Genomic DNA, 11,798 nt, shown 5'->3' on the forward strand with positions numbered 1-11,798 from the left:
ATTAGTTGTTGTTATATCAATAAGAAAAGGGTCATAATATCTAAACTTACCTTATTTTAAACTTAACCCCACACGTTGGCGCTCAACATCAACAAAAATCACTTTAACTCCTGATAATTGCTCATTTAAGCTTACGATTTCTGTAGGATGATTAACACGCTTTTGGCTTAATTCAGAAATGTGGATCATCCCATCATTTTTTAAACCAATATCCACAAAAACCCCAAAGTCTGTGATATTGCGTACTACACCTGATACAGATGTCCCAACTTGTAAATTTTCAATCGTCAGTACATTCGCACTAAAGCTCACAGCTGGTAGTTCATTACGAGGATCAAATCCTGGCTTTTTAAGTTCTTTAATAATATCCTTTAAAGTCTCTTCGCCAATATTATATCGCTTAGCAAAACTTACAATGTTTATTTGCTCAAACTTCCCATTTGATATCTCTTTAAGAACCGCTGTTGCAACACTATAATTTTCAGGATGAACACCAGTGTTATCTAATATGTTTTTGGCATTTGGGATACGCATAAAACCTGAACATTGTTCAAATGTTTTGTCGCCCAATCCTTTGATTTTTTTTAATTCTTCAACACTTGTAAAAGCACCATATTTATTACGATAACTGACAATTTCTTTTGCCAAACGTGTATTTATACCTGATACATACGACAATAAAACATAAGAGGCCGTATTCAGATTGACACCCACATTATTTACCACGGCTTCAGTGATATCATGTAACTTTTGTGCTAATTTTTTTTGATCAACATCGTGCTGATATTGACCAATACCTAAGGACTTAGGGTCAATCTTAACAAGTGTTGCCATTGGGTTTTGTAAACGTTGAGCAATAGAAATAGCACCCCTGATTGTTACATCTAAATCTGGATATTCCTCTTCTGCAAGCTTTGAAGCTGAATAAACTGAAGCACCTGCTTCTGATACCACTGTATAACGAAGTCCCACTTTTAGCGCTTTATTATACTGAGCAAAAAAGTCTTGTAATTCTCTTGAAGCTGTCCCATTACCTATCGCAATGGTATCAATTTTATATTTATTGACTAATTTAGTAACAACAGTATTTGCCTCTTGAACCTTATTAAAAGGTGCCACAGGATAAATAATTGCATGATCAAGATACATTCCTTCTTGGTTAATCACCGCAAGCTTAGCGCCTGTTTTAAAACCAGGATCAACACCTAAAATCGCTTGTGATTGAACAGCTGGAGTCATTAATAACTGAGCTAAATTTCCAGCAAAAACATTCATCGCTGAACTTTCGGCTTTTTCTTTTAAATCATTTATGATCTCGCGCTCAATAGCAGGATACAACAAACGCTTATAACCATCATAATAGGCATCAAGCAAAATTGAAGATACACCAGCTGCATTTTTAGGTAGTTTATGACGTTCCATATTTTCTTTGTAACGTTCATGATCAATTTCAATCTTAAGGCTTAATTCTTTTTCAGTAACGCCTCTAAAAATCGCCAATAATCTATGAGCTGGAATCTTATTAATATTTGACTGATATTGATCAAATTGGAAAAAGTTACCATTCTTATCACAGCTTCTTGTTATTTTAATCTGCATTTGACCAAATTGTGACACTTGATCGCGAACAAAGGCACGTTCTTTAGGATTATCCGCATAGTATTCTGCTGCAATATCCATAGCACCTTGAATAGCTTCTTCAATAGTAGTCACTTTTTCTTTTACAAACCGTGCCGCTTGCTCATAAAAATCATCAATACTATCATAAGCTTTCATAAGTCGGTCAGCCAATGCTTGTAGCCCTTTATCAATAGCTAGCTGAGCACGAGTATTACGCTTTTGCTTAAAAGGTTGGTAAATATCTTCAAGATCAGTCAAGGTTTGCGCATTGTGTAATACAGTTTGTAACTCATTATTGTAAAGTTCACGCTCTTGTAAAATATTGATAATTTCTTCTCTACGCACATCGAGTTTTTGTAAATATTGATATTGCGCATAAAAATCACGAAGCTGGGCATCCGTTATACCATCGGTTGCTTCTTTGCGATAACGTGCAATAAACGGAATCGTTGCACCTTCATCAAGAAGCTTAATAATATTGTTAACTGCACTTAAGCTCAGTGCACCCTTTTGAGTCAGCAGTTGTAAGTTCATAACCTAAAGAATAAACACCATCAAATCAATGGTGGTTATCTTCAATGATTTTATGTCTAAAGTCCACTGATTTACTTGGTTTATTGCTTATGCTGTTGGTTTTTGTACAATATAACCAACGCCTCGTAACGTTTTTATATATTTATTCTGAATTTTCTTACGTACATTATGAATATGTACTTCTAGGGTATTAGAATCTACTTCTTCATCCCAACCATATAATTTTTCAAGCAACTTCGTTTTAGAAACCACCTTTCCTGTATTTTCTAACAAGCATTCAAGTAACGCAAATTCTCTTCTTGAAAGTTTTACAAACTCACCGCTTACTGTTACAGTTTGTGCTGCAGGATCAAGCTCTAACTCTTCAAACTTAATTTTAGGATCGCTCCGTCCAGCTGAACGACGTACCAATGCACGCATTCTTGCTAAAAGCTCTGATAAATCAAAGGGTTTTGTTAAATAATCATCAGCGCCTGAATCTAATCCACGCACACGATCATCAATTGCATCACGCGCGGTTAATAGTAAAACTGGAACTGAGTTTCCCTTAGCACGTATGCTTTTTACAATCGAAATGCCATCTTTAAAAGGTAAGCCAATATCCATAACAACTGCATCATACGGTTCAGTATCTAATGCCATTTCTGCCATTTTCCCATCTTGCATCAAATCTACAGCGTAGTTATGCTGCTTTAAGCCTTCAACTATTCCTTCACCTAACATAATATCGTCTTCTACAACTAAAATTTGCATCATTTTTCCTACTGATAGGTTTTTGATAATCGTAAGATGGTAACACTAAAGGTGCTAAATAATGATTATTTTATACAAATTTAAATGCTTACTTTGCGTACAAGTTTTAAGTATAGAAGATCGAATATCCAGTTATAAACAAAAGCATAGATTAAAAAGAAAGCCACAAAAGCAATATCAATTAAAAACGCTTGCAAAAGTGTCATATCTAACCAAAATGCAACAAGTGGAATGGTGACAATAAAAAGACCTAATTCAAACAATAATACATGTATACATCTTGTTATCACGCTACGGTTAAACCTATCCTTGCCAAGTCGCACTTCCCAAACGTCAAACACCCAGTTATAAATAAAGTTCCAAAACATAGCAATAAGCGAAGTGAATATGCCTAAAGCACCTATTTCTATTATTCCCTTATCTAATATAAAAGCAGCTAAAGGTGCGAAAATAACAATAGCAAATATTTCAAAGCCAATCATATGAATGACACGTGTTGCTAAACTGAAACCTTTAACTTGCATTATTTATCCTTATTTTGCATTATCGACATTTGTTAGAACTCATACTAGCATACTCCATCTTAAGAGAAAAACGTATTAAATATGCGCCTATATGTATGATTATCGCTAAATACTTACATAACAAAAAGTTATTTTCTATTGTACAAATAAAAACGCTGATCTAAACTAATAATCATATTAAAACTGCCTCAAATAAAAGGAAGTCACGATTATGAAATCATGCAGTTTATTTATCTCCTTGTTTATGTTGCTTAGTTTTTCTTATGGCATAACCCCTTTTCAACAACTTACCGATGCCGGCGAACAAAGCACATATGCCTCTGTTTTCCCAATTAACAAAGCTTCTCTTTCTAGTCCAATGACAGGGACTATTCAAAAAATTTATTTTCGACCAGGAGATGTCTTTAAAAAAGGAGAGGTACTTTTACAATTTGATTGTGAAGAAATTGACCTCAAAATGCTACGTGCTCGCGCTGAGCTTGAGGCGGCTGATGCTTTATTACAAAGTACAACTGAACTTATGCGTCTAAACTCAGCCAGTAAAATGGATTTGGCAAAAGCAAAAAGTCAGTCTGAGATTGCTAAAGCCGACCTCGATATCATTTTATTCCAGCAACGTCAATGCCAAATTATTGCACCTTATAACGGTGAAGTCGTTCATCAATCCGCTCAAGAAAATGAAATGGTTAAAACAGATGATCCATTGCTTGAAATCGTTGATAATCGAGAGCTTGAAGTCAAAATGTACATACCGTCTTCATGGTTAAGCAAAATTCATATTGGGACGAACTTTAGTTTAATGTTAGAGGAGCTACCTAATATAAAACTTACTGGTCAAGTTATTAAAATTGTTAGTCAAATAGATCCAGCAAGCCAATCAATTTTAGTTTATGGCAAACTTGTTAAAAATGATGAATCATCCACTCTCAACACGGATATGCTTTTCTCAGGTATGAGTGGAATTGCTCATTTTAAAATAAATAAAGTGACTGATAGAAAAGAGGGTTAAAAATGAAAGATGTATTAGCTAATTTACTCTCTTTACAACAAGAAATGCGTGAAATCCACACTTTAAATGAACTTGCTTTTTTTATCGCGCACCAAACCAAACTTGTTGCTGAATATCAACGTGCTATTGTGTGGAATTCTTGGCAAAATAAAAACATAAAAATTTTGAGTGTCTCAGGTATCACCCAACTCAACGGTACCAGTCCTTATCAAATTTCAGCTAATCAATTTATTAGCAAAATTATTACCCATTATGATCAAAGTAAAGATCTACTGATTCTAAATATTGATGATGTAGCAGAAGCTGTTGCAACAAGATGGCTTGAACCACTTGCAAAGTATGCTCATATCTATTTCTTTCGCAATCTTAATAAAGATATTATTGGTGGGGTCATTCTGTTAAACCCAGATATGTTAAATGAAAATGAACTAAAACAATTCGATTGGATTTCTCTTTCATACAATCAAGCATGGTCACACTTAAGCAAACCAAATGGCTTGTTGGGCAGAATTAAATATTACTTCAAAAGCAAACGAAGACGCCTTGTTTGGTTGTTCATTGTTATCATTCTGAGTGCTATGTTCATTCGTGTACCACAAAGCGTTTTAGCACCTGCTTCTATTATTGCCAAGGATCCTGCAATTATTACTGTACCAATGGAAGGCGTAATTGAAAATATTGCTGTCATGCCTGAGCAATATGTGCGTAGAGGCGAAATTTTGTTTGATATGGATAAGCGTGATTTAGTCAATGCTAATGAGCTTGCTCAAAAAGAACTTGCCACTGCAACAGCAAAATACAAAACAGCTGTTCAAAGTAGTTACCAGGACATAGAAAAACGTGCTGAAATTCAAGTTTTACAAGCTCAAATGCAAGAAAAAGCATTAGAGGTTAATTATACGCGTCATTTGATTGAAGAATCTTATGTAAGAAGCACAATAGATGGTATCGCTATTATTGACACTCCCAATCAATGGATTGGTAAACCAGTTGTCACGGGTGAAAACGTTATGCAAGTTGCTATTCCTAATCAAATCGAAATCGAAATTTGGTTACCTGTATCTGATGCAATTAACTTTCAAAAGGGTGATAAAGTTAAGCTATTTTTAAATGCTGATCCACTTAACCCTGTTTATGGCATAATTGAATATTCAAGTTTCGAAGCTACTATTACACCTTCTCAAGTGCTTGCTTATCAAGTCATTGCTTACCTTGATTCCAATCAATCACTTCCTAAAATTGGTAGTCAAGGAACCGCCAAGTTAATGGGGGAAAATGTAAGTTTATTCTATTACTTATTTAGAAAACCGATCACAACGCTAAGACAATTCTTTGGGTGGTAACACTATGCAAATGCAAAATATGACAGAACTACCAGAAATACTTCCATCCCTTCGCTTAGGAGTTACCTTAGAGAAAGGAGGTATGGATTTTAATAACAGCCCAACTTGGATTGTTCAAGACACATTAAATAATCGCTTTTTTCATTTAGGTTGGAAAGAACATGAAATTTTACACTATTGGCAAAGCGTCCCACCTGCTGAGTTTATTAAAGATATAAAAAGTAAATCCTTAGCACAAATTTCTGAAGAAGATTTAAGTCAAATGCTTAAGTTTTTATCACAAAACTGCCTAATTGAGCAAAACTACCCCATATTAAAAAGTATCAATAAAATTCAATCTCTTAAAAAGAGTAACTGGTTTTTATGGCTTGTTAAAAATTATTTATTCTTTCGAGTTCCACTTGTTAAACCTAATAAGTTTTTAGATAGAATCTATCCTTATTTTCGCTTTATGCTTGGTAAAACGTTTGCTTTTATCATGACATTTCTTGGAATATTTGCACTTATCTTTACTTTGCGCGAATGGGATCAGTTTACCAATACTTTTTTTGCTTTATTTTCAATTGAATATATTTTACTTTATGCCATTGCGTTAATTTTTGCCAAAAGCTGCCATGAACTAGGTCATGCTTTAATGTGTAAAAAATTTGCTCTTAACGTGCCTGTAATGGGAGTTGCCTTTCTTGTTATGTTCCCTATGCTTTACACTGACACAGGGGAAAGCTGGAAAGTCAACGACCCGAAAGAACGTATTACGATTGCACTAGCTGGCGTTATTACAGAAACTTATATAGCTATTTTTGCTTTGTGGGCATGGCTTCTATTTCCAGAAGGCGCACTTAAAAGTATCTGTTTCTTTCTTGCAACATATAGCTTAATGACAACCTATTTGATCAATATCAGTCCTTTTTTAAGGTTTGATGGCTATCATGTTCTATCTGATATTTTGAGTATGCGAAACCTTCAAACCAGAAGTTTTGCTCTAACAAGATGGAAAATCAGAGAAATACTCTTTGGACTAAATGCACCGATGCCAGAATATTTTAATATCTCTAGGCAACACATCCTCATCACTTATGCAATTCTAAATTGGATTTATCGTTTTTTTCTATTTTTTGGTATTGCTTTAATGGTTTATCACCTATTTTTTAAAGCACTAGGGATTATCCTTTTTGCAATTGAAATCATTTATTTTATCTTACATCCTATTTATCGTGAATTAAAGGTTTGGTGGACCATTAAAAGCAGAATTAAACTTAATAAGCATACTATTATTTTAACTTCTATCCTATTGTTACTCATATTGATTTTTTTCACCCCTTGGCAAAGCCAAATTTCCTTACCTGCTACCATGTCATATCAAACACAAACCTTCTACACTGAGATAGGTGCAAAAGTCGTCAATATATACGTTAAAAAAGGACAAACAATCAAGAAAGGTGAGCTTTTAGCAGTTCTAGAATCTGATAAGTTAAATTTTAAAATTGTACAAACTAAACAAAAGCTTATACAACTTAAGTGGCAACAACGTAATATCGTCCATTTTCAAACTCAGCTTGAACAACAACAAGTTCTTATGACTCAAATCAGTCAAACTCAAACAGAGCTTAATCAATTACAAAAAGAACAGGAAAAATTGTACTTTTATGCACCATTCGATGGGGTTGTAGAGTCATTATCTGAAGATTTACAAATTGGAGCATGGCTAAAAGCCAAACAAGCACTAATGATGCTTGTCAATAAAGATCAAATTCAACTTCATGCTTATATCGATACCAAAAAATACGATAAACTCACCAATAATCAAAGCGGATATTTCGTACCTGAAAACATCGATTTTACTAAAACTCCTGTGATTATTACGCAAATCATAAGCTCCCATGCAAGTCTATTACTGTCACAAAATCAAAATAAGGCTAACCTTAGCTATATTCATAAAGCAGTTCCTCTTAGCACATATCACGCTTCAATCTTTGGTGGTAGCATTGCAGTAAAGCCTGACAATGAAGGAAAACTGACTCCTCAGGAAAGCATTTTCCTTTTATTATTAAAGCCAACGGCTTCACCTCAATATAATTTGTCCCACGTCGTTCGAGGTAAAGTCTTTATTAATATTGCAAGAAAGTCTTTAGCTGCAAGTTTATGGCAACAAATCCTTATTTTATGGGTCAAAGAAAGTGGGTTTTAAGAGAATCACCACGATGGGATTAGTCTTATTTTATCTCGTTCTCTAGTTTTCTTGTTCAATAAAAACAGGTTGTCTATACGTTAAAATTCAAGTGCTTTTAATTGAATAGGGATGTACTTAAAAACGTGTCTGAGTGCGAGTAAAGGATTGGACAGGGCGGCAGATACGTTATTGTTTAAATGATTTTTTTTACAATAACCAATTTCCACAGCAAGTTCATTTCTGATTTGATAGTTTGTACATTTTATAAAATATGTGACAAATACGTTACAACTATAAATTATAACACAGTCATATGTTCAGCCACTCTGTACAAGAAGACAGAGCTCCATCATTAAAAAAACCAAAGATTATAAGCAGGAAACCTCTTTGCCGTCATAGATATAAGTTAAATAAGAATCAAGTGTATAACCTTGAGAACGCACAGCCTTAATCGGTGAGCTTGAGTTGTGTCCTTGAGTCAGTTTATTACGTAAACGATGAACGTGGATATTAACATCACGTATCATGCTTTCTTTTATGTTAAGGTTCAAATATTTGGCAATTTCTTCGCGCATAAAAGTTTTGCTTGGATCAGAAAGTAATAACTTAAGCAGAGCACCTTCTTTATCAGTTAAGTAAATTTCATCTTGATCTGGATGGGTTACCAAAGATTTACGCGGATAGTAAGCCCATTTACCAAATTGAATTTGCATATAATCATTAATGTTAAGCTCATCAATTTTGACAGAACCAGTGATTGCATAAGGTGTATGATGTGTATTGCGGTCACGGAGTTTTGATTTAATGCGTGCCATAAGTATATGCTGATTATAAGGAGTTTCAATATAGTCATCAGCTCCTGCTTCAAAGCATAAAACAACTTCTGTAGCATCTGTTATTTTTGAAACAAAAATAATAGCCATATTAGGATTGCGTTCACGAATGTTTTTGCAAACTTCGATACCATACATATCTGGTAATAAGACGTCCAATATAACAAGTTTAATATTTTTGTGAGTGCTCAAGATTTCTAGGGCATTAGCGCCCGATGAGCATGCTATTGTTTGGAACAAATAACGTTGAAGTAAATTTTCTAGCGCTATTATATCGTCTTGATTTGTACTAACTAATAAAATAACATTGTCTTCTTTCATTTTTCTCTCTCATCACCGTTTATTAATGGTTCTCCCAAAAAATCACAAAGCAATTTCATAAATGCTTAATGATCACTTTAAAGCCGATTATATTTAAAAAGTTGCAGTATTTCCATGCTAAAAACATATTTATCATAAAAAATGGTAATTAATTCTATATTTTAGCTTTAATGAAATTAATAAGTCGATGTTTTCTTATTTTGGCAATCCATTTTGTAGCCTTTAAAATTAGGATGAAATTAAAGCGTTTAAATTTTATTTAAAAATTAAAGATAGAATTAATAAGCAATACAGTTATTACCTCGAAAGGTTGTATTGACAATTTTTTTTGTTTTGTTATCAAATACAATCCACGTTGTACAGGATAAGGAATAGGTTTGACCTCCAATAATCGCACCAGGTGTTGAAATTATGGTTGTATTATTTCCATTTTGAACAGTTGTAATATTTGTTGGCATTTGGTTAAGAGGGGTACTGACAATTTGTTTGTCACTATAGACATAAGCTGTCTTATTATCCTCAAGTTTAAGTGTATTATTTGGATAACCCCACATGTGAACAAAATCATCAATAGACTGTTCATGCCATTGATCTAAAATGGCCCTGTATTTTGCAGTTGTAGCACAGCCTATAATAAGTAAAATCATACTGGCAACAAGAATACTTTTGATACTGAGTTTTATGTTTTGCCAGATCATTGTTTCTCCCTAGATAGTTGGTATGTCTTGTTTTTTTATGAAACCAAGTTTTTTCATGTAAATCGTTAACAGTGAAATTGCGGCTGGCGTTATACCTTGAATACGAGATGCTTCTCCTAAAGTGGATGGGCGTTGATTGTCTAGCTTTTGCCTGACTTCATTAGATAGACTTGAAACTTTTTGGTAGTCGAAATCTTTTGGAATATGTGCGTTTTCTAGTGCTTGCATTACTAGAATTTCTTCATTTTGTCTATCAATATAGCCTGCGTATTTAGCTGAAATTTCAATTTGCTCAATTGCTTGGGTGTGATCTATAAACTCACCTAACTCGGTAATATTAGTAAGACTTTGATAGTCAAGTTCAGGACGCTTTAATAAGTCAAATAAATTACTTTCTTTACTCATTGGCTTACCTAATAACACTTCTAGTTTTTCTGCTTTAGTACTCTTAGGCGAAATCCATACCGACTTTAAGCGTGCAGTTTCTACTTCAATTGTTTGTAACTTGGCTAAAAAATTACGCTTGTCTTCTTCACTTAATAAACCAAGCTCAATGGCTTTTAGACATAAACGTGCATCTGCATTATCCTCACGCAAAACCAAGCGATACTCGGCACGTGAAGTAAACATGCGATAAGGTTCTTGTGTCCCTTTTGTTATTAAATCATCAATTAGCACACCTATATAGGCATCATTTCTTTTTGGTGACCAGCTTGGTTTTTTTTGGACTTTTAATGCAGCATTTAATCCTGCGATTACGCCTTGAGCAGCAGCTTCTTCATAACCTGTTGTGCCATTAATTTGTCCTGCGAAAAATAAATTTTCAACACGTTTGGTTTCCAAACTTGGTAGGAGTCCACGAGGATCAAAAAAATCATATTCAATAGCATAACCTGGACGCGTGATATAAGCGTTCTCAAAGCCTTTAATACTTCGGATAAACTCAAGTTGCACATCAAATGGTAACGACGTTGACATTCCGTTTGGATAGAGCTCAATACTGTCTAAGCCTTCTGGCTCAACAAAGATTTGATGTCGATCTTTATCAGCAAAGCGCACCACCTTATCCTCAATAGAAGGGCAATAACGGGGTCCTATCCCATCGATCATTCCACCATACATTGCGGAGCGATCTAGGTTTTTAAGAATAATGTCATGCGTTTTAAGGTTAGTGTAGGTGATATGACAAGGCACCTGTATGGGGTGTTCATCACCTTTACTAAAAAATGAAAAATATGGAATAGGATCATCTCCAGCTTGAATCGCCATAACAGAAAAATCAACTGTGCGCTTATCAATTCTAGGAGGGGTGCCTGTTTTAAGACGCGCAACATTAAACGTTAAAGCACGCAATTTTTGTGCTAATGCGTTAGCTGGTTGGTCACCAGCGCGTCCACCTTGGTAATTATTAAATCCAATATGGATCTTTCCACCTAAAAACGTACCAACAGTTAGAATAACAGTTTTGGCTCGAAAGCTTAATCCCATTTGGGTAACAACACCTGTCACTTGATCATTTTCTATGATTAGGTCATCAACCGGTTGTTGGAAAATGGATAGGTTTTTTTGATTTTCAACGATGTTGCGTATGGCTAACTTATAAAGTGTTCTATCAGCTTGAGCACGTGTTGCACGCACAGCAGGACCTTTACGGGCATTTAAGGTACGAAATTGAATACCAGCTTTGTCAATTGCTTTAGCCATGATACCGCCTAAAGCATCGATTTCTTTGACAAGATGTCCTTTCCCAATGCCCCCAATTGCAGGATTACAGGACATTTGCCCTAGTGTTTCAATATTATGCGTTAGCAATAAAGTAGTTGCTCCCATACGAGCAGCAGCAGCAGCAGCTTCCGTTCCTGCATGTCCGCCACCAACGACGATGACATCAAAAGTGTGTGGATAAAACATCATAAGAGTCTATTTTTCTTTCAATTTTGGTTGCTTGAAGTTTAAGCTATAAAGACATAAACGTTCATAAAATAATCTAGTG

Annotated in this window: 9 protein-coding genes; 3 read left to right on the forward strand and 6 right to left on the reverse strand. The window is 34.6% G+C overall.

Features of this window, described 5'->3' with window-relative positions:
- Positions 1 to 51: 51 nt before the first annotated feature.
- From M1V25_RS07590 to M1V25_RS07600, 3 genes are all read right to left on the reverse strand, one after another.
- Positions 52 to 2,154 carry a helix-hairpin-helix domain-containing protein gene (locus tag M1V25_RS07590; RefSeq protein ID WP_498842894.1) on the reverse strand — a complete coding sequence of 701 codons (2,103 nt, stop codon included), beginning with the start codon at positions 2,152 to 2,154 and terminating at the stop codon, positions 52 to 54.
- Positions 2,155 to 2,241: 87 nt separating this feature from the next.
- Positions 2,242 to 2,910 carry a response regulator gene (locus M1V25_RS07595; RefSeq protein WP_498842895.1) on the reverse strand — a complete coding sequence of 223 codons (669 nt, stop codon included), beginning with the start codon at positions 2,908 to 2,910 and terminating at the stop codon, positions 2,242 to 2,244.
- A gap of 77 nt (positions 2,911 to 2,987) precedes the next feature.
- Entirely contained in the window at positions 2,988 to 3,431 is a 444-nt protein-coding gene (locus M1V25_RS07600) for a PACE efflux transporter (RefSeq protein ID WP_116964121.1), read from the reverse strand.
- Positions 3,432 to 3,642: 211 nt separating this feature from the next.
- Here M1V25_RS07600 and M1V25_RS07605 point away from each other — a divergent pair, with 211 nt between their 5' ends.
- The 3 genes from M1V25_RS07605 to M1V25_RS07615 are packed head-to-tail and all read left to right on the forward strand — an operon-like array spanning position 3,643 to position 7,971.
- Positions 3,643 to 4,440 (forward strand): efflux RND transporter periplasmic adaptor subunit, encoded by a 798-nt coding sequence (locus M1V25_RS07605; RefSeq protein WP_116964120.1) that lies wholly within the window; start codon positions 3,643 to 3,645, stop codon positions 4,438 to 4,440.
- 2 nt (positions 4,441 to 4,442) lie between these two features.
- The gene (locus M1V25_RS07610) at positions 4,443 to 5,783 is read left to right on the forward strand and encodes an efflux RND transporter periplasmic adaptor subunit (RefSeq protein WP_498842896.1); all 1,341 of its coding nucleotides are present in this window, start codon (positions 4,443 to 4,445) and stop codon (positions 5,781 to 5,783) included.
- Positions 5,784 to 5,787: 4 nt separating this feature from the next.
- The gene (locus M1V25_RS07615; RefSeq protein WP_498842897.1) at positions 5,788 to 7,971 is read left to right on the forward strand and encodes a biotin/lipoyl-containing protein; all 2,184 of its coding nucleotides are present in this window, start codon (positions 5,788 to 5,790) and stop codon (positions 7,969 to 7,971) included.
- 350 nt (positions 7,972 to 8,321) lie between these two features.
- Here the strand turns inward: M1V25_RS07615 and M1V25_RS07620 are convergent, their stop codons facing one another.
- The 3 genes from M1V25_RS07620 to mnmG form a co-directional block, all read right to left on the reverse strand.
- A complete protein-coding gene (locus tag M1V25_RS07620; protein WP_116964117.1) occupies positions 8,322 to 9,107 on the reverse strand; it encodes a response regulator transcription factor in 786 nt (261 codons plus the stop codon).
- A 278-nt stretch (positions 9,108 to 9,385) separates the two neighbouring features.
- Positions 9,386 to 9,805 carry a hypothetical protein gene (locus M1V25_RS07625; RefSeq protein ID WP_116964116.1) on the reverse strand — a complete coding sequence of 140 codons (420 nt, stop codon included), beginning with the start codon at positions 9,803 to 9,805 and terminating at the stop codon, positions 9,386 to 9,388.
- 9 nt (positions 9,806 to 9,814) lie between these two features.
- Positions 9,815 to 11,716 carry a tRNA uridine-5-carboxymethylaminomethyl(34) synthesis enzyme MnmG gene (gene mnmG, locus M1V25_RS07630; RefSeq protein ID WP_498842909.1) on the reverse strand — a complete coding sequence of 634 codons (1,902 nt, stop codon included), beginning with the start codon at positions 11,714 to 11,716 and terminating at the stop codon, positions 9,815 to 9,817.
- Positions 11,717 to 11,798 lie beyond the last annotated feature (82 nt).

Source organism: Candidatus Nebulibacter yamunensis (assembly GCF_024208055.1).
GTDB lineage: Bacteria > Pseudomonadota > Gammaproteobacteria > Francisellales > Francisellaceae > Caedibacter > Caedibacter lacustris.

Bases quoted from the DNA above. Each gene is read 5' to 3' on its own strand.
- M1V25_RS07625 (WP_116964116.1), bottom strand. From the start codon at position 9,805: ATGATCTGGCAAAACATAAAACTCAGTATCAAAAGTATTCTTGTTGCC.
- M1V25_RS07615 (WP_498842897.1), top strand. From the start codon at position 5,788: ATGCAAATGCAAAATATGACAGAACTACCAGAAATACTTCCATCCCTT.
- M1V25_RS07600 (WP_116964121.1), bottom strand. From the start codon at position 3,431: ATGCAAGTTAAAGGTTTCAGTTTAGCAACACGTGTCATTCATATGATT.
- M1V25_RS07595 (WP_498842895.1), bottom strand. From the start codon at position 2,910: ATGATGCAAATTTTAGTTGTAGAAGACGATATTATGTTAGGTGAAGGA.
- M1V25_RS07620 (WP_116964117.1), bottom strand. From the start codon at position 9,107: ATGAAAGAAGACAATGTTATTTTATTAGTTAGTACAAATCAAGACGAT.
- M1V25_RS07605 (WP_116964120.1), top strand. From the start codon at position 3,643: ATGAAATCATGCAGTTTATTTATCTCCTTGTTTATGTTGCTTAGTTTT.
- mnmG (WP_498842909.1), bottom strand. From the start codon at position 11,716: ATGTTTTATCCACACACTTTTGATGTCATCGTCGTTGGTGGCGGACAT.
- M1V25_RS07590 (WP_498842894.1), bottom strand. From the start codon at position 2,154: ATGAACTTACAACTGCTGACTCAAAAGGGTGCACTGAGCTTAAGTGCA.
- M1V25_RS07610 (WP_498842896.1), top strand. From the start codon at position 4,443: ATGAAAGATGTATTAGCTAATTTACTCTCTTTACAACAAGAAATGCGT.